The sequence below is a fragment of the Miniphocaeibacter massiliensis genome, from assembly GCF_900232905.1.
GTDB classification, from domain to species: Bacteria; Bacillota; Clostridia; order Tissierellales; family Peptoniphilaceae; genus Miniphocaeibacter; species Miniphocaeibacter massiliensis.
In genome coordinates this window covers 89604-115807 of the sequence record NZ_OCTQ01000002.1, presented here as the reverse complement: position 1 = coordinate 115807, position 26204 = coordinate 89604, and the positions used below count along the sequence as shown (strand labels likewise).

The window sequence follows — 26204 nt, the reverse complement described above, 5'->3', positions numbered from 1 at the left end:
ATATGTTATTTGGATATGTAGTAAAAAATGGAGAAATTAAAGTTAATGAAGAAGAATCTGAAAAGATTAGAAAAATATTTAATAATTACCTTTTAGGTTTCTCTATACAAAAATCAGGGAATATGGCTGGATTAGAAGGCTCACATAGCTCTATTGGAAGAATACTGAAAAACAAAACTTATTTAGGAGATGAATTTCATCCAAAGATTATTGATGAAGAAATCTTTCATAAAGCACAGGAAGAAAGGGAGAAAAGAAAAAATAAATTAGGAAGAAATTTTAAACCTGCAAATAGAAAACTAGAAATTAGACTACAATTTAATTTAAAGAAAATTGAAGAAAAATATGAAGAGCCATTTGCTCAAGCTGAATATGTTTATTCTAAGATAGAGGCGGTGATTTAATGGATGATAGAAAAATAATGATAATTCCTGCTCGTAGGGATATAAAAAAGGAAAAAGAAAATGAAAAACCAAAGGTAAAGGTAGCAGCGTATTGTAGGGTATCAACAGATAGTGAAGAGCAGATGGGTAGCTTTGAAACTCAAGTTCAACATTATACCAACTATATAAGTAAAAATCCAGATTGGATATTAGCAGATATTTATGCCGATGATGGAATATCAGGAACAAACACTAAAAATAGAAATGAATTTAATCGAATGATTAAAGCTTGTAATGATGGAAATATTGATATGATAATTACTAAATCAATATCCAGATTTGCAAGGAATACACTGGATTGTTTAAAGTATATTAGGGAACTTAAAGACCTAGGGATTCCAGTGTATTTTGAAAAAGAGAACATTAACACTATGGATTCAAAAGGAGAAGTGTTGCTTACCATTATGGCATCACTTGCACAGCAAGAAAGTCAGTCATTAAGCCAAAATATAAAATTAGGCTATCAATATAGATTTCAGCAAGGACAGGTAATAGTTAATGCAACTAAATTTTTAGGATATACAAAGGACGATAAAAAACAGCTTATCATTGTCCCAGAAGAAGCAGAGATAGTGAAGAGAATATTTTTAGAATTTTTGGAAGGTAAAGGACCTACTGCTATAGCAAGAGGATTGGAAAATGATAAGTGTAAAACAGCTACAGGAATAACTAGGTGGTCTAATGGCGATATTTACCGAATATTAAGAAATGAAAAGTATATGGGTGATGCACTTTTGCAAAAAAGCTACACAGTAGACTTTTTAACAAGAAAAAGAGTAAACAATAAGGGAATTATGCCTCAATATTATGTAGAAGATAATCATGAGGGTATAGTATCAAAGGAAGTTTTTAGGAGAGCTCAAGAAGAATTAGCAAGACGTTCAAATTTATATTCAGGGAAAAGAAAACAAAATAAAAGAGTTCACTTAGGAAAGTATGCTTTATCTGGAATAGTGTTCTGCTCTAATTGTGAAGATATTTTTAGAAGAATTAAATGGAATAGTAGAGGTTTTAAATCAATTGTGTGGCGATGTGTTACTAGAGTAGAAAATGGACCAGAAAAATGTAAAGCTAGAACAGTCAAAGAAGATCTCCTTCACGAAGTAGTGGTTGAAGCTATAAATGTACTAATAGAAAATAAGAATGATTATGTTAAAATCATAGAAGAAAATGTAATGAAAGTATTAGATGAAAAATTTGATGTTACAGTTGATGATATCGATGAAAAGCTTCATGAACTACAAAATGAATTAATACAAAAGTCTAATTCAAAGACTGAGTATGAGAGAATTGCAGAAGAAATATATGAACTTAGAGATAAGAAACAAGAAGTTATGATTGCAAATGCAACAAGAAGTGAAAAGCGAAGAAGAGTCCAAGATATAAAGGCTTACCTTAAAACTTCATATGCTAAAATTGAAAACTATGATGAAAGTTTAGTTCGAAGAATCATTGATAAAATTATAGTATATGATGATTATATGGAAGTAGAATTTAAAACTGGCAATAAAATAGAAATTAAGAAATAAGGTCAAGATACTAAATATTTAAAGTATCTTGACCTTATTTTTGATATAATAAAATAAAAATACGTTTTCATCTAGTAATAAGGAGGTTTTTATGTCAAAGTTAAGCAAAGGCTATTTAGCAGTATTATTGAGCATAATGTTTGTTGATGTATTAATGTATTGATTTTATTAAAATGTTATAATAAAAGTTATTAAATGGACTGGAGTGATTCTGTATATGCAAAATGCTGTAATTGGTACAAGAACTATATTAGAATTAAAAGATTTAAATTTTTATATTCCTTCTTACCAAAGGGGATATCGCTGGACGAAAGATGAAGTAGAAGCACTTTTTGAAGATATTAATGAATTTTTGCCCGAGAGTGGTAATCGTTACTGTATTCAGCCACTTATTGTAAAAAGGCGTAAGGATGGAAGTTTTGAAGTTGTTGATGGTCAACAACGGTTAACAACAATTTTTATTTTTATGAAAATTGCAGAACAAGAAATAAGGTCGGCTAAACCACCATACTCAGTTGAATTTGAAACTAGAAAGAATAGTTCTGATTTTTTAAATAACTTATCAGACGATGTAATTTTAGCAAATAAAAAGCATGAGTTTATTGACTATTATTATATTTCTAATGCCTATGAATATATTAATGAGTGGTTAGATAAACAAGAAGATAAATCTGTTGCTATACAAGAGTTAAATACAAAAATTAGAAAGTATGTTTTTTTTATTTGGTATGAAATTCCAGATAATGATGATCCAGTTGCAATATTTACAAAAGTTAATCTAGGTAAAATTCCCTTAACTAATTCGGAATTAATAAAAGCATTAATTTTAAATAGTGATAATTTTAATAGCATGGTTTCAAATGATATTGTTAAGGAACAACTAGAATTGTCGATTTCTTGGGATAGAATAGAGCAAGGACTTAGGGAAGATTCTTTTTGGTATTTTTTGAATGAAACAGAAGAATATGGTACACGTATTGATATGTTATTTTTAATATTAGCAAAATCAATCAGTGGAAATATTGATGTAAATTACAGTTACGATTCTAGATTATTTCCTTTTCTTGTACTTCAAAGGTATCTAAAAATACAAGAAGATAAGAAACAAGCTGTAAAATATATATGGGATTTAATAGAAAAGTTGTATTCTGAGTTTAGAGAATGGTATAAAGATTTGCAAAAATATCACTTAATTGGATACTTAATTACTTCTGGAGTAAGCATTGAAGATATTTTTAAGCTTACAAGAAATAGAAGGAAAAGTGAGATTGTGTCCAAATTAATTGATAAAGTTGAACAGACTATTGGAAAACATGATGTAGAATCATTAGTTAATTTATCTTATGATAATTCTTATGAAAAAAAGAAAATAAAAAGAGTACTTTTGCTTCATAATCTTGCGACTTTGATAACAAAAAGCGAAAAGCAATATCGGTTTCCATTTGATATATTTAAAAATGAAAAATGGGATTTAGAGCATATACACGCTACTGCTGATGAATCAGACGAGTCTGATGATACATTAAGAAACTTAGTTTTATTAGATGCTGCAACAAATAGAGGTTATAAAGAGGCCCCATATCAAGATAAAAGAAAAATCATTTTAGAAAAGGAAAAGAATGGTTTGTTTGTGCCATTATGTACAAAGAATGTATTCCTAAAAGCGTATTCAACTGATTTTAATGATATGGAGATCTGGAATGAGCATGATAAAAAATCATATTTAGATAATATAAATGAAATACTAAATACTTTTTTCCTAGGAGGTTCAAATAATGAGTAAAATTAAAAGTTTAATAGAATTATTGAATAATTATTTTGTTGAAATTCCAATTATTCAAAGAGATTATGCTCAAGGGAGGGAAGATTTTAATACAACACTTATTCGAGATAATTTGTTATCAGATATAAAAGCTTCACTTAAAAATGATGATGATCCTTTAGATTTGAATTTTGTATATGGGAAGATGAAGGATGATAAATTCATACCACTAGATGGACAACAAAGGCTTACCACTTTATTTTTATTACATCTTTATGCTTTTAGAAATAATGAAATTTATACTGATGTGCTTATGAAGTTTACTTATGAAACTAGGAAAAGCTCTCGAAAGTTTTTTGAATCATTGATTAAACATCGAAGCGAAGTTTTTGATTTTAATGAAACTAATAAATCATCAGTAGCTTCTGTAGCTGATGAAGTTAGAGATTCTGAATGGTTTATATCAGAATGGGAGAATGACCCAACTGTAAAATCTACATTGGTTATGTTGAATGCGATAGAAACTAAATTTGCAGATATGCCTGATTTAGGAGAAAGATTACTTAAAAAAAATGAAAAACCTTTAATTTTTCAATTTCTTGAAATGGATAAACTAGGTATGGAAGATTCATTGTATATTAAACTAAATGCTAGGGGGAAATTATTAACTCCTTTTGAAAATTTCAAAGCAAGATTATTTTCTAGATTAAGAGATTTTTCTTCAGCTAAGTCTAATGAATTTGAAAATTTATTTGATGGAGCATGGACTGATTTTTTTTGGAGAGAATACAAGAACAATTTTGATGAAAGTTTTCTTAACTTCTTTCAAGTTTTATTTAGTAATAATCAGATGAAACTTGATCCTGAAAATTGGGCTAATGGCTTTGATTTCAAACAACTAGATGAGGAAATATTTGATAGGATAATATTTACATTAAATGTGGGTAGTAAAAAAACAGATTCTAAAATTTCACAAATTATTATTGACGCTAGTTCATCTAGAAGCACTTATTCTGATAGACTTATGTTTCATGCTCTAGTGGAGTATTTATTTCAAAAGAATGGGAAAGTTAGTGAATCAATACATCAGTGGTTAAGAGTATTAGAAAACTTAATAGTTAATTCACCAATTGATAGTACTGCTACTAATTTAGCCGCAATAAGAGGTATAAATGATATTTCAAAATTTTCGGATAATATAATAGAACACTTAATAAAAACACCTAAAATATCAGGGTTTTATTCTAGACAAATTAATGAAGAAATTCAAAAGGCTAAGATTATATATAATAGTGAAGATGATGCAAAAGTGCTTTATCAAGCTGAAAAGCATCCTTATTTTACTGGAACCATTAGAGCGGCATTGGTTTATGGGTATAAAAACGAATTATTTAATGCTAATATATTTGAAGAATATTGGGGAAAAATTGACGTGTTATTTGAAGAAAAACAACCCAAATATGAAATTTTGTTAAGACAAGCATTATTATGCTTTTGTGATTATACTTTGCCAATAAGCAAGTTTAAAACTTTATGTATAAATGATCCTAAGGAAGGGAGTAGTACATATAGTTTAAAAAGACTATTTTCAGATGAACCAGCTAAGGTTAAGGACTTTCTCGATAAGATTTCTATTAAAAAAAATCTAAAAGAACAAATGTTAGATATTTTAAATTCATCAATAATTGGTCAAAATGACTGGAGATATTGTTTAATTCGACATTCGGGTTTATTTGACAAAATGAGCAAAAATCATTTAAGATTATTTGATTCAGGAAAAAGAATTTTGCTTGTTCCGAATAAATGGACTAACGGATATAATCTAGACTTATATTTATCAACATTGGATATTGAACTGAAAAAAAATGGTATTATAACTACATTAAGGCACGAAATAGGAACTTATGGAGATATTTGGCTTGAGTATAACGATGTGGAGATTCGATATAAATCTGGTTCATATAAAATATCTAGTCAAAAAGATACTTTTATAACTAAAACTGGTGATTTAATTACAGAGGCTTTAGAGTACATGGCTGATATGTTTCCACTAACAAAGTAGTATAAATCTTATAACAAAATAAACCCTTCAACTATCAAAAATCAATCAATTAAAACGAAACGTTTCATGTGGAGACTATTTTGCTCTTACAAAGAATGACTATTTGAGAATATTAATAGAAATAAAGCAATGCACAGTATAGTTAGATAATAAAAATTATAATTATTCTAACTATATAGATAAAAAATGAGTTTTATATTTTACATATATATTAAAGAGGTAATTATTTAGTATATAAGACTATATTATTGGATAGATTAATGAAATAGCAAGGATTGATTACAAAAGTTAAATGTATATTCTTATACAAAACAAATGAATAACAATAATTTATGTGTTTTAAATTTTATAAAAATATAAGATTTAAGTTAATTTAGATAATATTATATCTGTCACAAAATAACAAACAAGTGTTTATATTTTTTCAATTTAAGATTGCTTCATAAAGTGATATAATTTAGACTAAGAATAGAATATATGCTTAGTCTAGTTTTATATACTAGTAATAAGTATATAAAACTAAATGAACTATATAAAATATCTGGCGGTGATGATTTGAAAAAGAAGTTAATTAGTAAAATGACTACAAAAGTCTTAGGATTAGTGGCATTTATTGCAACAGGTGGAGGATTGATAATATCTACAGTTATTAACGAGGAAAACTTTTACAAAATAGAGATTCTTATAATCTTTGGTTGTTTTTTTGCAATAAGTTTAGTAGATCATTTTAAACAAACGATAGAAGGTAATGATAAAGATGAAGATTAAAAAGAAAAATATATATGTTTTAATATGCTCATTTATAGGGGTTACTTTAACATGGTTTATAAACCATAAAATGGGATATGGAGCAGTTATTGCTAACGGTTTGGTAGGTGTAATGGCTGCTATATTTTTGCCAAATAATTTAGCTGGGATAACGTATACCTCATCTTTTGTTGGAATGAGTTCACTAGATGTAATTCCATCTTTGCCAGTAGCAGCAATTGGAAGCTTGGTTGTTAGTATAATTTTTATAAACACAGCAGAAATTTATGCAGGTATTGGAGGTAAAGGCGGAACAACAGCGGCCTTATCTACAATAATTACGAAGATTATAACAAGTATTTTTAAATAGGAGAGTTAAATGGAAGAAATAATAATTTTAATAATATCTGTAGTTGCAGGAATAAGTACTTATATAGTATCTAATATTTTAAAAAGAGGTTCTGTTATTGCTTCAGCTATTATAACATTAATATCGGGACTTATGATTCCTTATTTTTTTCCAAACATAGGAGGAATGTTGACATTAGCAGCAGCTTGTTCTTCTTATGCAGGTATGATCTCTGTTGAAAATGCATTGAATATTTTTGAAATGGCAATTATATCTTTAATGACAGGAATACTATTTATTGCTTCTACTAGTGCATATTTAGGTATCGGAGGAAGACTTGGTACTATAGCAGCAATATCATGTTTTGCATGGCTTGGGTTTAAAAAAGTTTTTATAGGTATGGAAGAACATTTTAAGTAAAAATATATAATTAAAATAAATAATAAAATGAGGAATGTATATGAAACTGAGTAAAACTAAGTTAATAGCGTACTGTGGAATGCTAGCTTTATTAATAAGTATGGTTATAGGTTTATTAGGGTATTCTAATAGTACAAATGATATAGAAAATATTAAAAATAAATTATTAAAAAAACATGTTGAAAATAACATAAACTTAACTATGAAGTATATAAACAATTCTTATGGCACACTGACTCAAGGAGATGGAACTTTACTTGATAATAATGGAAATAGCATAGAAGGGAAATTTAATGTAGTCGATTCAATATCAGAAGATTTAGGTGACAAAGCTACTATTTTTGTTAGAGTTAATGATGATTTTAAAAGAATTTCTACAAGTATTATGTCTGATGAAAATGAAAGAGCTATAAGTACATACTTAGGTAATGATCACAAAGCATATAATAAAGTTATAAATGGGGATATTTACACTGGTGAAGCAGAGATACTAGGAGATAATTATTATACTGCATACCAACCTATAAAAGATAAGAATAATAATGTAATAGGACTATTATTTGTAGGTATGCCAACAGCAGAATTAGATAGTATTGTAGAAGTACATGATTCTAAGATGAATAAGATTAATATTTCAATTATTATATTAAGAACTGTTTCACTAGGGGCTTTAATAGCTTTAGTGGGGATGTCTATGCTTGGAAAAAGAGTTAATAGTAAAGAATAAAATTAAACAAATTTAGTTTTGTTTAGAAAATAATTAAAATAAAGTTATATGTGAAGAAATATTTTGGAGGATTAGTATGACAATAAAAAATTATTCGTCAATAATAGAAGCAGGAGAAGAATTTGAAGCAATTTGTAAATCTAGAGACTACGAATTTATTCTAGATGAGCCTATTGAAAAAGGTGGAACTGATAAAGGAATGACGCCAGTTGAAGCATTACTATCATCAATAGGAGCGTGAAAAACTGTTACTGCTAAAGGAGTTAGCAAAAAGTTAAGACTTAATTTAAAATCTTTTAAATTGAAAGAAGAGGCAGAAATAGATTCTGAAAAAGGCAGGGGTCTATCTAAAATAAAAACAACTTATTATATAGAAAGTGATGATCCAGAAGATAGAATTACTAATTTTATAAATTTAATAGAAAAATATTGTACTGTTGAAATTACTATTATTGATACACCTGAATTTGAAAGAGTAGTAAATATAATTAAATAGATGATGCATATGTAAAAAGGAGTCTTAAATGACAGAATTAAGGAAATTGCCAAATATTGGAATTATTATAGAGAAGCAGTTAAATGAAATTGGAATAGAAACAATAGAAGATTTAAAAAATGTAGGTTCTCAAGTAGCGTGGCTTAAAATAAGAGAAGAAGTTGATCCATCATCTTGTTTAACAAAATTAAAAGCTATAGAATGTGCTATACAGGGAATAAAAATACAAGAACTTAGTGAAGCAGATAAGAAAAAGCTAGAAGAGTTTTATAAAGTTAATAAATTTTAGTAATAAACACCTTTTTAGAAGGTGTTTTATTTTTATGTAAAATAAAATGACCGTTTGAGAAGTAAAACTGACAATTCAGGAAATAAATACATAAAATATTAAATATATTGATATTATGTAGTTAATAAAGTAAGGAGGAAGTTATGGATAGAAATTTAAATGCATTAGAAGTTAGTAAAATTTCAAAGGAATTTAATGGGAAAAAAGCTATAAAAAGAATTGACTTTAAGATAAAATATGGAGAAATTTTTGGCTTTTTAGGACCCTCAGGAGCTGGTAAAACGACAACAATTAAAATGTTGACAGGACAACTTAAACCATCTACTGGAGAGGCTTACATATTAGGTAAAAATGTCAAAAATATAAATACAAATATTTATGGAAAGATAGGTCTAGTAACTGATAATAGTGGACTATATGATAGACTAACTGTTATGGAAAATATGCAGGTATATTGTAAACTTCATAATGTTAAAAAGGAAGAAGCAGACAAGCTATTAGAAAGAGTAGGCTTAAAAGATCATAAGAAAAAAAGAGCAGATAAACTTTCAAAAGGAATGAGACAAAGATTAATTTTAGCAAGAGCGTTAATTCATAAACCAGAACTATTATTTTTAGATGAGCCAACAAGTGGTTTAGACCCAAGTACATCAATTGCAATACATGAATTATTATTAGAATTAAAGAATTCTGGAACTGCTATATTTTTGACAACACATAATATGGAAGAGGCTTACAAACTTTGTGATAATTTAGCTCTTATAAATGAAGGAGTAATAGTTGAGCAAGGTAGACCAAAAGATATAATTCTTAAGCACAATCAAAAGCAAGCTTTTCAAGTACTTTTAGATAATGATGAAAGTTTAGTTTTTGAAGAAGATTCTAAAGAATTAGAAACATTATTTGAATTAATAAGAAATAGAAGAGTTGCTTCGATTCACTCTTCAGAACCGACATTAGAAGATGTATTTATAAAATTAACAGGAAGGGTGTTACAGTAATGAACATAAGTTTAAGGAAAATATCAACAATATCAACATTAAAATTCAAATTATTTAGCAGAAATATGTATTTTGCTGTATTGCCACTAATGATAATTGGTTTAGCAATACTATATAAGTTTATGTTAAAAGACATGCAGCAACTAGGTTTAACTATGGTTGTAGAAATGAACTTAGGTATGGTGGGGATACCTTTAACAGCTTATATGATAGCTGAAGAAAAAGAAAAGAACACTTTAAGAGCATTAATGACATCTTCAGTATCAGCTATGGATTATTTAATAGGAAGTTCAGTACTACCATTTGTTATTACAGTTGGATTAAATTTAATATTACCATTAATATTGAATATACCATATAGTGATATTAATATACCTATGTATGGACTATTAACGGTATTATCAACAGTTTCAATGATTATCATAGGATTTAGTTTTGGAATAACTGCAAAAAGTCAGTCTCAGGTTTCAACAAATGTATTACCTATAAGTATAATAGTTGCTTTATTACCAACATTTTCAAATATGAGTACAATTGTAAAGCAAATTTCAGATTTTACTATAACAGGAGTATTTAGCAACTATATAACAGAAATGTTAGAAAACAAGAGTTATATGCTTGATTTAAAAAGTTGGTTAATAATAGCAGCTTGGTTAATAATTCCAATGATAATATTTATATTTGTATATAAGAAAAATGGAATGGATGAATAGAATTGACTTTAGAGTCAATTTTTTTCATTTATATATGATATACTTTACATAAATTGTGTAAAGTAGGTGAAATTAATTGATTGATGCTTATATCTGCGAAGATAATAAGAATATTCTTAAATTGTTAAAGAATGAAATAGAGAAGTATATTTTAATTCAAAACTATGATATAGAAATAAAGGGAAATTATAGTAATCCTAATGATTTTATAGATAATCTAAAAAATATAAATCAACGTTCTATATATTTTTTAGACATTGATTATAATGGTTTTGAAGTTAATGGATTTGATTTGGGAAAAGAAATAAGAAAGAGAGATGCTAGAGGTTTTATTATTTATATAACTTCTTTTGATAATTTACTTATGGAAACTTTTAAATATAGGTTAGAAGCTTTAGATTATATTATAAAAGACGCTGAAGGAAATTTTATCAAGCAAGTAGTAGGTGTTATAGATAGTGTTATAGAAAGATTAAACAATGAACCTGTTTCAGAGAGTAAATACTATTCGGTAAATATATTTGATACTGTACATAAAATACCTTATGATGAAATACTTTACTTTGAAACCTCTGAAAAAGCTCACAGAATAATTCTTTATACAACGGAAAGTTCATATGAATTTTTTGGGAAAATAAAAGAGATTGAAGTTGAGTTAGGTGATGATTTTTATAAAAGCCATAGGTCTATATTAGTAAATAGAAGTAAAATAAAGGCTTTAGACAAAAAATATAGAGTATTGGAACTAGAGACTGGTATAAAATGTCCTATTTCAAGATCGAAAATAAGAGGAAAAGAGAATCAACTATTAAGAGGTAATGATGGAAGTTTATCACTTATATGAAGGAATACCTAGATTTATATTAGCTGGAATTATAATTTTATTATATTGTGAATTATTGGATAAAAAAGTAGACAAGAAAATATTTATAAAAGGTATTACTACTTACACTATATTAGGACAATTAAACCAAATAGGAATATATTATTTTTATTATAATAATCTATTGATAGCAAGAGACGTATTTTCAATGCTTGGAAGCTTATCTATGGTATTTCTTTACACTTATATAACATATGGAAGATATAATTATTTAAATAATATTTTTGTTGTAACAATGGCAAGCATAATTACAGATACACTAGTATATATGAATACTAATATTTTATATTTTATATTTGATAAATTTTTCAAAGTAGATAGTTTTGGAATTGTAGTTTTAACAATTAGTTTGATTTTATTATTAATCCCATATTTCATTTTGAAAAAAAGCATGAAAAATATTAGCGTTTTAGATATATTCAATACAGATAAAATAAAATATACAGTAGTTGGAATTCAAATAATATTAATTTTAATAATCTATAATCCAATTTTGACAATATATTTTAGTGATAGCTATTTAGCTATGGTTTTAGTAACAATACTTCCATTAATTTTAACATCAATTTGTTTAATTATATATGCAGTTATAAAGACTAAAGAGAAAAGTTTAGAACTAAATAATACTATTATAAAACAACAAGAAACATATATTAAATCTTTAGAGTCTATGCAAGAAGATATAAGAAAGTATAACCATGATTATAAAAACCTTTTAGCAGGAGCCTTACTTCAGGCAGAAGAAGGAGATTATGAGGGAGTAAGACTATATTTAAAAGATGTTTTAAAAGAATTTGAGGAAAAGTTGGGAAAACAAATCAATAAAAATACTCAACTTAAAAAAATTAACCAAAACGAAGTAAAAGGATTATTACTTTCAAAAATGATGAAAATGGAAGAAAAGAACGTAGAGTTTCATTTAGAGGTTTTAAATGAAGTTGAGAAATTCAATATGAAAACAATGGATTTAGTTAGATGTTTAGGAATACTTCTAGATAATGCAATAGAAGAGGTAGAAAAACTAGAAGAAAAGGTAATAAAACTTATAATACTTAAAGAAGATATTACAACAATTATAGTGAAAAACCCTACCAAAGAGAAAGTTAATATTCAAAAAATTTACACACAAAGTTTTTCAACTAAAGGTAAAAAAAGAGGAATAGGTCTTGTTAATTATAAAGAAATTATAGAAAAGTATCAAAATGTAGTAAGAGAGACAAGTTGTACAGAAAATGAGTTTAATCAAATAATAAAAATAGGTTAGTTGTGTAAATTAGAAAGACATTTATTTGCATTTCAAGAAATAAAATGAACAATTTAAGAAGAAAAAATATATATGTGTATAGAAAAGTTTAATATATATAAGGATATGAAAAATATGAAAAAAACAGTAGGAATTGCACTTAGTTCAGGGGTAGTATTTTTGATTTATTATTTGATAGCTTGTTAATAGGTACAGTAATTGGAGTATTAATGAGTTCATCTAATATGGATTTAAGTAAATATAAACAAAAATCAAAAAAAGAAAGGTAAACACTTTCTTTTTTTATTTAGAAAAAGACTAATATCACTATAAAAATTTTGTAATATGTATTATAATATATTACTGGGTATAAAAGAGTTATCTATTTTTTTGAAAGTATACTCTACTAAAATACTCGGGTTTATTACAATTATATATCATACAAAATAGATAGGATATAAAACAGGGGGAGCTATGAAAGAATTACTTAATGTAAAAAATATAAAAGCACAAGTTGAAGATAAAGAAATACTAAAAGGTATAGACTTAACTATAAATTCTGGTGAAATTCATGTTTTTATGGGACCAAATGGTGCTGGAAAAACAACATTTGCTAATGTTATAATGGGAAATCCAGTATATGAGGTAACGAGTGGTGAAATTTATTACAATGGAAAATTAATAAATGATTTAGCTGTAGATGAAAGAGCAAGAGAAGGAATATTTATGTCTTTTCAAGCACCAATAGCTGTTTCAGGTATAACAGTTGAAAATTTTATAAAAACAGCTAAAACAGCTGTTACTGGTGAAGTTCAAAAAGTTTTACCATTTAAGAGAGAGTTAAAAGCTAGTATGGAAAAATTAGAAATGAATACAAGTTATGCTCAAAGATATTTAAATGATGGATTTAGTGGTGGAGAGAGAAAGAAAAATGAAATTTTACAAATGTCCATGTTAAATCCTAAGTTAGCATTTTTAGATGAAACAGATTCAGGACTTGATGTTGATGCAATAAGAATAGTATCTCAAGGGGTTAATGATTTTCATAATGAGAATAATGCGATAGTTATTATTACTCATCAAATAAGGTTACTTGAAAATATTAATCCAGACTATGTTCATATATTTGTAGATGGAAAAATTGTAAAGACTGGAGATATGTCATTGGCATTAGATATAGAGAAAAATGGATTTGATGCTTATAAGAAGGATGTGAAATAATGGCACAAGTTGAAAAAACACAAATTGATAGCATAGATAGAGCTATTTATGATGTAAAAAATGAATTTGAATATGATTATAAAACAGAGGCTGGTCTTACTGCAGAGATAATTAAAGAAATTTCAGCACAAAAAAAAGAGCCACAGTGGATGCTAGATTTTAGATTGAAATCTTTAGAAATTTATAATAAAACAGAGGTTCCAACTTGGGGAGCTGATATTTCAGATTTAGATATAGATAATATAGTAACTTATGTAAAACCAAAATCAGATTTAAATTATTCTTGGGAAGATGTTCCGGAGGATATAAAGAATACATTTGACAGTTTAGGGATTGTAGAAGCAGACCAAAAATCTTTAGCAGGAGTTGGTGCACAGTACGATTCAGAAGTTGTTTATCATAGTATTCAAGAAAACCTTACAAAACAAGGTGTTATTTACACCGATTTCGAAACAGCTGTTAAAGAACACGAAGACTTAGTTAAAGAATATTTTATGAAACTTGTACCACCATCAGATCATAAATTTGCAGCTTTACATGGAGCCGTTTGGTCAGGTGGATCATTTGTATATGTACCAGAAGGAGTACATTTAGACATTCCTATACAATCTTATTTTAGACAAAATGCACCAGGGACAGGACAATTTGAGCATACTTTAATAATTGTTGAAAAAGGGGCTTATTGTCATTTCATAGAAGGATGTTCTGCTCCTAAATATAACGTTAATAATTTACATGCAGGCTGTGTAGAGCTTCATGTAAAAGAAGGGGCACATTTAAGGTATTCAACGATAGAAAACTGGTCTAAAAACATGTATAACTTAAATACAAAAAGAGCTTTAGTAGATAAAGATGGAACAATAGAGTGGGTAAGTGGTTCATTTGGTTCGAAAGTTTCTTATCTTTATCCTATGAGTATACTTAGAGGAGAAGGTTCAAAGTCTGAATTTACTGGAGTTACTTTTGCAGGAGAAGGACAAAACCTAGATACAGGCACAAAAGTTGTAATGGCAGCACCAAATACAAGTTCAAATGTAAATTCAAAATCAATTTCAAAATCTGGTGGTATTGCAACGTATAGAGGTTTATTAAAAATTACTCCAGAAGCAACAGGAGCAAAAGCTACAACAAATTGTGAATCTTTAATGTTAGATAATATTTCTCGTTCAGATACAGTGCCAACTATTATAATAGAAAATGATGATGTAGATATTGGACATGAAGCTACTATAGGTAGAATTTCAGATGAAACAATATTCTACTTAATGAGTAGAGGAATAAGCGAAGATGAAGCTAAGTCCATGGTAGTAAGAGGATTTGTTGAACCAGTTTCTAAAGAGTTACCACTAGAGTATTCTGTAGAAATGAATAACTTAATAAGTCTTGAGCTAAAAGGAACAATAGGTTAGGAGGATAAGATGACAATATACAATGAACTTCCAGTGACAACCTTTAGATGGACAAAGGCCAATAGTATTACATTAGATGATTTTGATGTTAAATATAATTTTTATGCACATGAAGTTGTAAAGACTGGTAAAGAATATGTTTTAGATAGACAACAATTTAATGAAATAGAGCTACCTAAAGATTTTGTAGGAGCAAGCAAAGAATCTTTAAAAGAAGTAATAGATAGAGCAAATTACAAAAGATATATACATGGTAAATCTGGTGAAAAGTTAGATATTTACTTGGATTTTAAAGTTGAAGAAAAAAATCCTACTTTAATAGGAGATATATCAATATATGCAGAAGAAAACTCAGAGATTCAAATAATAATGGATTATAGTGGAGATTTTAAAGAAGCATACACAAATGTACTTTCAAGAGTATTTGCTGAAAAAAATTCAAAAATTACTATAGTAAAAGTTCAAAGACAAGGTGAAATTAGACATATTGAACATAGATATAGTAAATTAGAAGAAAATGCTAAAGTAGATTATCTTATGATAAATATAGGTGGGAATGAAAGTTTATATCATTTTGTTACAGATTTAAAAGGAGATAATTCTGACGCAGATTTAAAAGCAATTTATATAGGAGAAAATTCGTCTATAACAGATATTTATAATAATATTAGATTTTATGGAAAAAATGCAAAGGGTAACTTTATAGTAAAAGGTGCATTAAAAGATAGAGCTAAAAAATATTTTAGAGGAACGCTTGACTATATAAAAGGATGTTCAGGCTCAACAGGTGATGAGCAAGAAAATGTAATACTATTAAATGATAAAGTAAAATCTTTTGCGATACCAATACTTTTAGCTGGTGAAGATGATGTTATGGGAAATCACGCTGCAAGTGCAGGACAAGTTGATGAAAGTATACTTTTCTATATAATGAGTAGAGGGTTTAGTGAACAAGAAGCAAAAAGAATGATAGTCGAAGCTTCGTTTAGACCAATAGTAGATGAAATTAAAAATGAAGAATTAAAGAAATTTGTATTAGACAGTTTAGACAGTAAACTAGAAACAGTATAGGAGGGGTGTATGAATAAATTCAAAAAAGATTTTCCAATACTAAACAAAGAATTTAACGGAAAAAAATTAGTTTATTTTGATAATGCAGCTACATCTCAAAAACCAAATTCTGTTTTAAATGCAGTTTATGAATATAATACAAATTACAATGGAAATCCTCACAGAGCTGCACATATACTTTCAGTAAAAGCAACAGAAGAATATGAAAATTCAAAAAAGGCAGTTAAAGAATTTATAAATGCTGAGGGAACAGAAAATATAATATATACTAAAAATGGTAGTGAGGCAATGAATTTAATAGCCAGGTCATTTGCTGAACCAAGATTAAAAAAGGGTGATAAAATAGTTATAACAATAGCTGAACACCATTCAAATATAGTTCCTTGGCAAAGAGTTGCTGAAAAAACAGGAGCAATTTTAGAGTATATTTATATAGATAAAGAAACAGGACATTTATTAGAAGAAGACTTTAACAAGATAGATGGAAATACAAAAATAGTTTCAATGCTTCATGTAAGTAATGTTCTAGGAATAAAGTTTCCAGTAGAAAAACTAATAAAAAAAGCACATGAAGTTGGAGCAATAACAATTGTAGATGGAGCACAAGCGGTCCCTCATATGAAAGTTGACGTTAAAGAGTTAGATTGTGACTTTTATACATTTTCAGGGCATAAAATGTTATCTTCATTAGGAATAGGAGTTCTTTACGGGAAAAAAGAAATACTAAATAGTATAGAACCATTTCTACTAGGTGGAGATATGATAGAATATGTAGAAGAACAAAGTACAACATTTGCTGAAATTCCATTTAAATTTGAAGCAGGAACTCAAAATGTAGAGGGAGCAGTTTCATTAAAAGCAGCAATAGATTATCTTAAAAATGTAGGATATGAATATATAGAAAATAACAATAGAGAATTAATGAAATATCTTTTAGAAGAAATGCTGCAAATACCAGGAGTAAATGTTATAGGAACAAAAGATTATAAAGAAAAATATGGAGTAATAGCATTTACAATAGATGGAGTACATCCACATGACGTTGCTACAATATTAGATAATTATGGAATAGCAATACGTTCAGGACATCACTGTGCACAGCCACTTGGAAAATATTTAGGAGTACCAGCATCAAATAGAATAAGTCCGTATTTTTATAATGATATGGAAGAAGCAAAATATTTTATAGAGAAATTAAAAACAGTTAGGAGTGTAATGGGGTATGGATCTTAATCAACTATATTCAGAAGTAATACTTGAACATAATCAAGATACAAGAAATAAAAGAGAACTAAATCCTTATACACTAGAGGAAAGAGGACATAATCCTAGTTGTGGTGATGATATAACTCTAAGGTTAAATATAGAAGATGGTATTGTAAAAGATGCAGCTTATACAGGAATAGGTTGTGCAATAAGCCAAGCTTCAACTTCTATAATGATAGATGATATAAAAGGATTAAAAGTAGAAGAAGCATATGAAAAGCTAGACCTTTTTCTAAAAATGATAAGAGGAGAAGTTGATGATGAAGAACTTCTTGAAGAAGAATTAGAAGAAGGAATAGTATTTAAAAATATTTCAACAATGCCTGCAAGAGTAAAATGTGCAGTACTTGCATGGCACACATTAAAAGAAGCATTAGACGAAAAAAAAGAAGCTTAGTAGCTTCTTTTTTTATTATAAGATTGAAGGTATTGGATTTATCTGATAAATTAAATAATATTACTAAGTTATTATTATAAGGAGTGTAATTTTGATTACAGTAGGTATCGTTGAAGATGATAAACTTTTAAACGAAGCATTATGCATTTCACTAGAAAAAGATGGATTTAAGGCTATAGGTGTATTATCTGTTAAAGAAGGGTTAGAATTAATAGAAAAAAATATAGATATTTTGTTACTAGATATAAATTTGCCAGATGGTTTAGGATTTTCTATATCTGAAAAAGTAAAAGATATACCAATAATATTTTTAACAGCTAGAGATACTGAAATAGATATGATTAAGGCATATGACCAAGGTTGTGAAGATTATATTGTAAAGCCATTTTCAATAGAAATATTGAAAAGAAGAATTCATGTAGTTTTAAGAAGAATTAAAGAAAATGAAATATTTGAATATAAACTACTTAAAATTGACTATAATAAAAAACAAGTTTTGTACAAAGATAAATTAATAAAATTAACAGCAAAAGAGTATAAACTTTTAGAATATTTATCAAATAATATAGGACAAGTTATTTCTAAGGAATTAATATTACAAGAAATATGGGATATAGATGGTAATTTTGTTGTAGATAATACTGTAAGTGTAACTATAAACAGGCTTAGAAAGAAAATAGAACCAGACTATAATAATCCTATATTTATAAAAAATATATTTGGTATGGGTTATGTTTTTGGAGAATAATATGAAAAAAATTACAAATAGAAATATTATAATTATTGTTTGGAGTATTATTTTTATAATAATATCAATATTTTCTATAATTACGACAAAACAAATAATTTTAATACCTATATTTATTTTGATATGGTTTTTTAGTATTATTTTACTATTTTTAGAAAGAAAAAGTTTTGAAAAAGAAGTTGTATTGGTTTCAAAGGCAATAGAAGAAATAATGAATAATGGTGAAAGTAAATTATTGAAAGAAAATTCAGAAGAAATAACATCTAAAATAGAACATCAATTAAATAAATTATCAATATGGGTAAATGAATATAACAAAAAAATTGTAAATGATAGTAAAAATATGCAAGAGCTTATTTCAGAAATAGCACACCAATTAAGGACACCGCTTTTAAATATAAAAACATATTCAAATTTCCTACAGGGAGAAAATATTTCAGATGAAGAAAAAAATAAATATACAAATGCAATTATATATTCTGAAGAAAAAATAGATTTTTTAATAGAAAGTTTTATAAAAATATCTCGCTTTGAAAATAAGTTAATTCAAATAAAAAAAACTAATAATGAGTTAAATCAAACAATTTTAAATGCAATGTTGCATGTACATGAAAAAGCAAAAGAAAAGAATATTAATATTTTATTTAATAAAAAAGAAAATATACAAGTAGAGCACGATGTAAACTGGATAGAGGAAGTATTATCTAATATACTTGATAATAGCATAAAATATTCTCCTATAAATTCAAAAATAGAAATAAATATAAATAAAACAGACATGTTTACAGAAATTTCTATAAGAGATTATGGAATAGGTATAGGAAAAGGCGAAGAAAATAAAATCTTTAAAAGATTCTACCGTGGAGGAAAAGTAACTAACGAAGAAGGTTTTGGAATAGGGTTGTACTTGGCAAGGGAAATAATCCTAAAACATGGAGGATTTATAAAAGTTAAAAGAGAAAATCCAGGACTAAAAATGCAAATATATCTCTAAAATAGACTTACATAATATAAGTCTATTTTTTGTTAGCACATTATACATAAAATGTTAGAAGATTGTTAGAACTGTATTCTATAATTTTAGTAACAAGATAAATACAGTTAAAGGAGAAAATTATGGAAATTATAAAAACAGAAAACTTAACTAAGATTTATAAACAAGGAGAGTTCAAAGTTTATGCACTAGACAATGCAAGTATAGAAATAGAAGAAGGAGAGTTTATTGCAATAGTAGGTAGTTCTGGAAGTGGGAAAAGTACTCTATTGAATATGATAGGTGGACTAGATTATCCAACAAGTGGAGAAGTTTTTGTTAGAGGTAAAAAACTTAGTTCTTTAAAAAACGATGATCTTACTATATTTAGAAGAAGAAATATAGGATTTGTATTTCAAAGCTATAACTTAATACCAGTATTAAATATTTATGAAAATATAGTACTACCTTTAAAGTTAGATGGTATGGAAATAGAAGAACACTATATAAAGTCTATTGTAGAAAAATTAAAGATAGAAGATAAAATTGAAAGCATGCCTAACATGTTATCTGGTGGACAACAGCAACGTGTGGCAATAGCAAGAGCATTGTCTTCAAAGCCAGCAATAGTACTTGCTGATGAACCAACAGGAAATTTAGACTCAAAAAGTAGCATGGAAGTAATAATTTTATTAAAAGCATTAGCCTATGAATTTAATCAAACAATAGCAGTTGTTACACACAACGAAGAAGTTGCACAAATGGCAGACCGTATCATTAGAATAGAAGATGGTAAAGTTTCTAGTAATTAAAGGAGGACGTTATGCAATTGAGAAATAATAACCGTGAGATTATTAGTGCTTTAGCAAAATCCAGTTATAAATATAGCAAGTCTAGAAATAGACTTATGATAGGAGCTGTAGCTGTAGCAGTAATAATAGTATTTTGTGTTTTTAGTATTATGAAAGGTAGAATAGATGCAGAATATTTGTCTGAAGTAAGACACGAGGGAAGCAATGCATCAACTATATTAGATTATCCTACAAAAGAACAAACAGAAAAAATAAAAAACTTGAATTATATAGATGAAGTTGGAGTAGTAAATAATTTTGCTAAAGGAAGGGGAAATGGAAGAGATGCCTTTGTTTGTGTAGTAGCTGACAAAGTAGCTTTTGAAGATATGTACATACCAGCTTATAGTGATATTCATGGTAGTTATCCTAAAAAAGACGATGAAATAATGTTATCTATAAGAGGATTAGAAGAATTAGGAATAAAAAATCCTAAACTTGGTATGGATATAGATATTGAAGTGTACATGGATAAAAACAAATCCGACTTTCAAACTTTTAAATTAAGTGGATATTATACTGAATACGTAAATCCTATATGGCCGTCTATTGGTTTTTTTACAGAAGGATACCAAGAAAAGTTGGGATATAGTATGAATGAACCAAGCAAATTATTAATTAGACAGAAAAGTTGGTATTCTTGGGAAGAAGTTGAAGAAAGACTATATAAAGATATAGAAACTACAGATGAAGTCCAAAAATTTACAAGTGAAAATTCAGTAAACTATAATGTAATAATGAGAACTACAGGAGGTTATGGAATAGCAATTATAGCTATAGCCTTAATACTATTTTGTGTATTTTTACTAAATTACAATGTAATGTCTATTTCTATAGCTAAAGATATTAGACATTATGGTTTATTAAAAACCATAGGAGCTACAAATAAACAAATTAGAAAAATATTATATAAACAGACATTAAGAATAGGGTGTTTTGGAGTGACTTTAGGTGTAGGTGTTAGTGCAGTAGTAATAAAAATACTACTTCCCAAAGTATTATCTAAGTATTATTTAGATAACTATGGTGTATCTTCTAACATTGTTAAATTTAACTGGATTTTTATGTTAATAACTATCATTATAGCATTTATTATTTTATTTATTAGCGTAATAGGTCCAGCAAGAAAAGCTAGTAAAATTTCACCAATAGAATCAACAAAGTTTGTAAATGTAAAAGTTACAAACCAAAAAAGAAAGAATAAGAATTTTAAAGGTGATGAAATTAAAAACATGGCTTGGAGAAATGTTATAAGGAACAAAAAAAGTTTAATATTTACTATAACTTCACTATTTGTTGGACTTACTATAGGACTAATATCTATATTAACAACTTCAGCACTAGATTATACTAATAATTTTAAATTGTTTCCAGATTTTGAAATGTCATCAGGATATTCTCCCCTTAATGATAATTATGATAAACACTATATGGCTATTACAAATGAGGACATAGAATATTTTAAAAATATTGATGGTGTAAAAGAAGTGGATGTAATTTATGTTGATTATGCTAAATTAAATTCTTCAGAATCAGTTTGGAATCCTAGTATTAAATCTAAAAGACTATCTCCAGAAAAATCTGAAGATGATAAAGAAAGATTAGAAGAAATAAAAAATGATTATTACGCAACTATAGTAATAGTAGATGATAATTATTTAAATAAATTAGAAAATTACGTAAAAAAGAATAATATAAATATAGACATAGAAGGACTTAAAAATGGAACAAGTGCTATTTGTAGCGAGGGAGAAGAACTTTCAAAAAAATTACTAGAATCTTCTAAATCATTAATAGGAGAAAAATTTACTATTGAAAATATTGATGGGAGTAATACTGTTGAAATGAATTTTGGTGGGTATGTTGATACTCGTCCTGAAGGGTTTCCAGAAAAACACTTTGGATACAAAATACAAAATGGTAACGAATTATTTGTTAGTGAAAAAGCTATTGATAAATTAAGAGTATTGAAAAAACCTGGAAGAATTAACATATATGTTGAAGAAGAAAAAGAACCTAGAGTAGAAAAGAAATTAAAAATATTTGAAGGAAAGCTAAAAGAAAAAATAGGCATTTCAGAATGGGAAGAGAAAGGATTTTTTATGCATGTTAAATCAGAAAGCTTAGAAGCAGCACAAGATGAGATTAAGACTATGAAAATAGTAATGTATACAGTTTCCGGTCTTCTTATAATGTTAGGGCTTGTTAATTATTTAAATACTGTAGTAACAAATATTCTAAGTAGAAGGCAAGAAATAGCTACTTTAGAAAGTATAGGAATTACGCGAAAGCAACTTAGAAAATTATTAACAACAGAGGGATTATACTATAGTTTAATAGTGTCAATATTGTTAGTTACTGTAGGAACAGGAATAATAATTTTAGCTTTTAAAGTTTTAAAATCTAATGTAGGTTATGCTAAATTTATATTTCCATATATTCCAATGGGCATAGTTATAGTAATTTTATTTGCAATATGTGTAATAGTACCATTAATTTTATACAAACAAATAGATAAGGAAAGTGTTATAGAAAGACTTAGATTAAGCGGTGAATAAAAAAGAAGCCTTGAGGCTTCTTTTTATTTTAACAATGAGTCTATTTTTTCTTTATAAAAACCATGTACATCTTCAGAAGGTACTCCCTGAGCAGAAAAATTTATTCTACCGTCCTTATCTAGTAAGAAGGTTGTTGGAAGAGCCATTACAGGATATCCTGTTTCTCCCATTTCATCTAAACCAATACCAAAAGAGAAATTATTTTCATCTATATATTTTTTTACTTCATTTTCTGACTCACCAATATTTACGGATAATATAATTAAATTTTCTCCATATTCTTCATGAAGTTTTTGAAAATCGGGCATTTCAAACTTACAAGGTCCACACCAAGTTGCCCAAAAATTTAGTAGTACTGGTTTTCCTTTGAAGTCAGAAAGTTTTACAGTTTCTCCAGATAATAGTTTAACTTCAAAGTCTGGAGCTAAATTTCCTTCTTCAAATCCTTCGGTATTAGGGTTGTTTGTTGCTTCACTAACTTCAGAATTATTTACACTTTCAGTAGTAGGTGTATTGGACTTTAGTGTTCTGGTATTTTTTTTATTATCTTTTGAACAAGATACAGTTGTAATTAATATAAACATTAATAGTAAACTAAGTATTCTTTTTTTCAATTTTATTTTCTCCTTTTTTAGTTAGTTTTTTCCAGTGAATTGCATCAGTTGGACAATAGCTTATACATTCTCCACAGTTAATACATTCTCTGTCATTAACAACTTTTATATCCATTTTACATACCTTAACACATTTTGAACAATTTATACATTTTTTTTCATTAACTGTGATTCCAAATATAGAATATTTGTTGAAAAATGAATAGATAGCTCCAAGAGGACAAATAAATTTACAAAACCCACGATAGACAAATATACACATGAGAACTATAAAAATAGCCAGAGCAAGTTTCCAATTAAATAAAAAGCCTACTATATTATCAAATTGATTCCCAAATATTACTAAAGGGATGCCAGCTTCTATTGTACCAGCAGGGCATATGTATTTACAGAATGCTGGTGTATTAAGAATAATAGGTAAAACAAGTATAAATAAGACAAGAAAAATATATTTTAAACTTGTTAGCTTTCTTGTAAATTTATTTTTTTTAAGTTTAGGTGTAGGTATTTTATATAATATCTCTTGTATAAGGCCAAAAGGACAAAGAAAACCACAAATTAATCTACCTAAAAAACTTCCTAATATAAGTAAAGTTCCCACTGTGTAAAAAGGTAATTTATTAGAAATTTTAGCAATAGCAAATTGTAAGCTTCCCAAAGGACAAGAACCAATAGCTCCTGGACAAGAGTAACAGTTTAATCCAGGAACACAAATTCCCTTAGTTTGGTTTTGACTAATTGTTTGATTTGCAAAGTTAACAATATCTGAATTATATAAAAATGCAGTAAATAATTGTACTAACTTTCTTTTAGTAGGTAAATTTAGTTTAGCCAATGCCTATACACTCCAAACATACAAATATTGCTTTCATTAATGCATCATGATAATCATTTTGTAAAATGCCTATTATTATAAAAACTATACCAAGTGATATAGTTATTTTGTTTATATACTTTTCTTTCATAAAATCTACTCCCTTTTATTATTATAATGGAAAACAGATATTTATAAAATAAAAAAGAAAAGCCAATAATTTAAGCTTTCCTTAGTTATATTTACTTATTCAATTTCAATTTTTTTAGAATTATTTTCTTTTTTGTTTTTAGGGATTTTAATTTTTAAAACTCCATCTTCTAATTTTGCCTTCAAATCTTCTTCATCAATATTATCAAAGTACATTGACCTAGACATTGAAGAAGTTTTTCTTTCTTTGTGAATATAGTTTTTTTCCTCATCAGATTTATCTAATTCTTCATTTTTATTAACGGAGATAGTTAGATTACCTTTTTCTAGATGAAGACTTATTTCATCTTTATTATACCCTGGTAGGTCCGCCTCAACTAAATATGAATCTTTTAAGTCTTGGATATCTACTTTGAATATAGATTCATTGTTAAACTTAGTTGGCATAAAATTGTCATTGAAAAATTGGTCCATTACGTTATAAAAATCATCAAATTGGCTTCTTACTCCATTATATCTTCTTGGTGTAATTTTATTAAACATAATATCCACTCCTTATAAAATATATTTAGATGGTTAAATAAATTTAACTTTCTATGTTTATATAATACACCTAAAGTCAAAGATAGTCAATAATTATTGAATTAAAAAAAAGAGGTATTAGCCTCTTTTTTTTAATAAGCAGTCCAACCACCATCTGCTACTATTGCATCTCCATTAATAAAGCTTGAATCATCAGATGCTAAGAAAACTGCTATTTTTGCAATTTCATCTGGTGAGCCAGATCTAGGATTTGTAATAGATGTAGCTGGTAAAATTATTTCACGAGCTTTTTGATCTATATTTTGCATAAATTCACCAGATGTAATATCTGTTGTTACTCCACCTGGACATATGGCATTGCATCTTATATTTTTTTTAGCATATATAAAAGCTGTATTTTTTGTTAAACCGATTAGTGCATGTTTTGAAGCCGTGTATATAGAACCACCTCTTCCTCCATTTAGTGCACCAACAGAAGCTATATTAATAATATTTCCACTTCCTTGTTCTTCAAATATTCTTACAGCTTCTCTAGATGTATAGAAAGGAGAAAAAGTATTGAGCTGGAAAATCTTATTTAAAGACTTATCATCAAAATCACCTACGGCTGCAAAATTATCCATAAGCCCAGCATTATTAACTAGAATATCAACTTTACCTGCACTGATTTTTGCATCTTTAATAATTTGAGAAGAGGCGTTCATATCTGTTAAATCAGCAGAAATAGGAATAATTTCTCCTTCATATTCTTTTGAATTCTTTTCTAATTCTTTTAATTTTTCAATTCTTCTTGCAACGGCAAAAACTTTTGCACCTTCTTTTGCAAATTCTAGAGCTATGGCTTTTCCCATGCCAGAACTAGCACCTGTAACAACTGCAACTTTATTTTTTAATTTCATAAATTCCCTCCTTGGTTATATGTTAT

At 27.3% G+C, this 26204-nt stretch carries 28 protein-coding genes and 1 pseudogene; 24 read left to right on the top strand and 5 right to left on the bottom strand.

Annotated elements, in window-relative coordinates; genetic code table 11:
• Positions 1–2: 2 nt before the first annotated feature.
• From CS899_RS04585 to CS899_RS04475, 24 genes and pseudogenes are all read left to right on the top strand, one after another.
• Positions 3–404: a recombinase family protein gene (locus tag CS899_RS04585; protein ID WP_100064985.1), complete on the top strand. Its 402-nt coding sequence runs from the start codon at positions 3–5 to the stop codon at positions 402–404.
• Positions 404–1972, top strand: a complete 1569-nt coding sequence (locus CS899_RS04580; protein ID WP_100064984.1) for a recombinase family protein — start codon at positions 404–406, stop codon at positions 1970–1972. The genes CS899_RS04585 and CS899_RS04580 overlap by 1 nt, the downstream gene beginning before the upstream one ends.
• Positions 1973–2189: 217 nt before the next feature.
• Positions 2190–3755 carry a DUF262 domain-containing protein gene (locus CS899_RS04575; RefSeq protein WP_100064983.1) on the top strand — a complete coding sequence of 522 codons (1566 nt, stop codon included), beginning with the start codon at positions 2190–2192 and terminating at the stop codon, positions 3753–3755.
• A complete protein-coding gene (locus CS899_RS04570) occupies positions 3748–5796 on the top strand; it encodes a DUF262 domain-containing protein (RefSeq protein WP_100064982.1) in 2049 nt (682 codons plus the stop codon). The genes CS899_RS04575 and CS899_RS04570 overlap by 8 nt, the downstream gene beginning before the upstream one ends.
• Before the next feature lie 477 nt (positions 5797–6273).
• Positions 6274–6564, top strand: a complete 291-nt coding sequence (locus CS899_RS04565; RefSeq protein WP_100064981.1) for a hypothetical protein — start codon at positions 6274–6276, stop codon at positions 6562–6564.
• Positions 6554–6913 carry a hypothetical protein gene (locus tag CS899_RS04560; protein ID WP_100065305.1) on the top strand — a complete coding sequence of 120 codons (360 nt, stop codon included), beginning with the start codon at positions 6554–6556 and terminating at the stop codon, positions 6911–6913. Before CS899_RS04565 ends, CS899_RS04560 begins: the two co-directional genes overlap by 11 nt.
• Before the next feature lie 9 nt (positions 6914–6922).
• A complete protein-coding gene (locus CS899_RS04555; protein ID WP_100064980.1) occupies positions 6923–7312 on the top strand; it encodes a hypothetical protein in 390 nt (129 codons plus the stop codon).
• 40 nt (positions 7313–7352) lie between these two features.
• A complete protein-coding gene (locus CS899_RS04550; RefSeq protein ID WP_164995849.1) occupies positions 7353–8039 on the top strand; it encodes a Cache 3/Cache 2 fusion domain-containing protein in 687 nt (228 codons plus the stop codon).
• Positions 8040–8115: 76 nt separating this feature from the next.
• Entirely contained in the window at positions 8116–8280 is a 165-nt protein-coding gene (locus CS899_RS10805; RefSeq protein WP_164995848.1) for an OsmC family protein, read from the top strand.
• Between the two features lie 15 nt (positions 8281–8295).
• Positions 8296–8535: pseudogene (locus CS899_RS04545) on the top strand (OsmC family protein); the annotation flags it as partial.
• 28 nt (positions 8536–8563) lie between these two features.
• Positions 8564–8824, top strand: coding sequence for a TfoX/Sxy family protein (locus CS899_RS04540; RefSeq protein WP_100064977.1), 261 nt, complete (start codon positions 8564–8566; stop codon positions 8822–8824).
• Positions 8825–8967: 143 nt separating this feature from the next.
• A complete protein-coding gene (locus CS899_RS04535; protein ID WP_100064976.1) occupies positions 8968–9825 on the top strand; it encodes an ABC transporter ATP-binding protein in 858 nt (285 codons plus the stop codon).
• Complete coding sequence (locus CS899_RS04530) at positions 9825–10538, top strand: ABC transporter permease subunit (protein WP_100064975.1); 714 nt, start codon at positions 9825–9827, stop codon at positions 10536–10538. The genes CS899_RS04535 and CS899_RS04530 overlap by 1 nt, the downstream gene beginning before the upstream one ends.
• 76 nt (positions 10539–10614) lie before the next feature.
• On the top strand, positions 10615–11382 hold the full coding sequence (locus CS899_RS04525) for a LytR/AlgR family response regulator transcription factor (RefSeq protein ID WP_100064974.1): 768 nt from the start codon (positions 10615–10617) through the stop codon (positions 11380–11382).
• Positions 11360–12685 (top strand): sensor histidine kinase, encoded by a 1326-nt coding sequence (locus CS899_RS04520; protein WP_164995847.1) that lies wholly within the window; start codon positions 11360–11362, stop codon positions 12683–12685. The genes CS899_RS04525 and CS899_RS04520 overlap by 23 nt, the downstream gene beginning before the upstream one ends.
• Positions 12686–13138: 453 nt before the next feature.
• Positions 13139–13885: a Fe-S cluster assembly ATPase SufC gene (gene sufC, locus CS899_RS04515; protein ID WP_100064972.1), complete on the top strand. Its 747-nt coding sequence runs from the start codon at positions 13139–13141 to the stop codon at positions 13883–13885.
• Complete coding sequence (gene sufB / locus CS899_RS04510) at positions 13885–15294, top strand: Fe-S cluster assembly protein SufB (protein ID WP_100064971.1); 1410 nt, start codon at positions 13885–13887, stop codon at positions 15292–15294. The genes sufC and sufB overlap by 1 nt, the downstream gene beginning before the upstream one ends.
• Before the next feature lie 9 nt (positions 15295–15303).
• Positions 15304–16365, top strand: coding sequence for a SufB/SufD family protein (locus CS899_RS04505; RefSeq protein ID WP_100064970.1), 1062 nt, complete (start codon positions 15304–15306; stop codon positions 16363–16365).
• A gap of 9 nt (positions 16366–16374) precedes the next feature.
• The gene (locus CS899_RS04500) at positions 16375–17598 is read left to right on the top strand and encodes a SufS family cysteine desulfurase (protein WP_100064969.1); all 1224 of its coding nucleotides are present in this window, start codon (positions 16375–16377) and stop codon (positions 17596–17598) included.
• On the top strand, positions 17588–18028 hold the full coding sequence (sufU, locus tag CS899_RS04495) for a Fe-S cluster assembly sulfur transfer protein SufU (protein WP_100064968.1): 441 nt from the start codon (positions 17588–17590) through the stop codon (positions 18026–18028). Before CS899_RS04500 ends, sufU begins: the two co-directional genes overlap by 11 nt.
• A 91-nt stretch (positions 18029–18119) precedes the next feature.
• Complete coding sequence (locus tag CS899_RS04490) at positions 18120–18776, top strand: response regulator transcription factor (RefSeq protein ID WP_100064967.1); 657 nt, start codon at positions 18120–18122, stop codon at positions 18774–18776.
• Position 18777: 1 nt separating this feature from the next.
• Positions 18778–19770 carry a sensor histidine kinase gene (locus tag CS899_RS04485; RefSeq protein ID WP_164995846.1) on the top strand — a complete coding sequence of 331 codons (993 nt, stop codon included), beginning with the start codon at positions 18778–18780 and terminating at the stop codon, positions 19768–19770.
• A 122-nt stretch (positions 19771–19892) separates the two neighbouring features.
• Positions 19893–20561 carry an ABC transporter ATP-binding protein gene (locus CS899_RS04480; protein WP_100064965.1) on the top strand — a complete coding sequence of 223 codons (669 nt, stop codon included), beginning with the start codon at positions 19893–19895 and terminating at the stop codon, positions 20559–20561.
• An 11-nt stretch (positions 20562–20572) separates the two neighbouring features.
• Positions 20573–23158, top strand: coding sequence for an ABC transporter permease (locus CS899_RS04475; protein ID WP_100064964.1), 2586 nt, complete (start codon positions 20573–20575; stop codon positions 23156–23158).
• Between the two features lie 23 nt (positions 23159–23181).
• Here the strand turns inward: CS899_RS04475 and CS899_RS04470 are convergent, their stop codons facing one another.
• From CS899_RS04470 to CS899_RS04455, 5 genes are all read right to left on the bottom strand, one after another.
• Positions 23182–23772 (bottom strand): TlpA family protein disulfide reductase, encoded by a 591-nt coding sequence (locus CS899_RS04470; RefSeq protein ID WP_100064963.1) that lies wholly within the window; start codon positions 23770–23772, stop codon positions 23182–23184.
• Positions 23753–24607: a 4Fe-4S binding protein gene (locus CS899_RS04465; RefSeq protein WP_100064962.1), complete on the bottom strand. Its 855-nt coding sequence runs from the start codon at positions 24605–24607 to the stop codon at positions 23753–23755. The genes CS899_RS04470 and CS899_RS04465 overlap by 20 nt, the downstream gene beginning before the upstream one ends.
• Positions 24600–24737 (bottom strand): CD1871A family CXXC motif-containing protein, encoded by a 138-nt coding sequence (locus tag CS899_RS10800; protein WP_164995845.1) that lies wholly within the window; start codon positions 24735–24737, stop codon positions 24600–24602. Before CS899_RS10800 ends, CS899_RS04465 begins: the two co-directional genes overlap by 8 nt.
• Positions 24738–24832: 95 nt before the next feature.
• Positions 24833–25279, bottom strand: a complete 447-nt coding sequence (locus CS899_RS04460) for an Hsp20/alpha crystallin family protein (RefSeq protein WP_100064961.1) — start codon at positions 25277–25279, stop codon at positions 24833–24835.
• A gap of 131 nt (positions 25280–25410) precedes the next feature.
• On the bottom strand, positions 25411–26178 hold the full coding sequence (locus CS899_RS04455) for an SDR family oxidoreductase (RefSeq protein WP_100064960.1): 768 nt from the start codon (positions 26176–26178) through the stop codon (positions 25411–25413).
• Between the last annotated feature and the right edge of the window lie 26 nt (positions 26179–26204).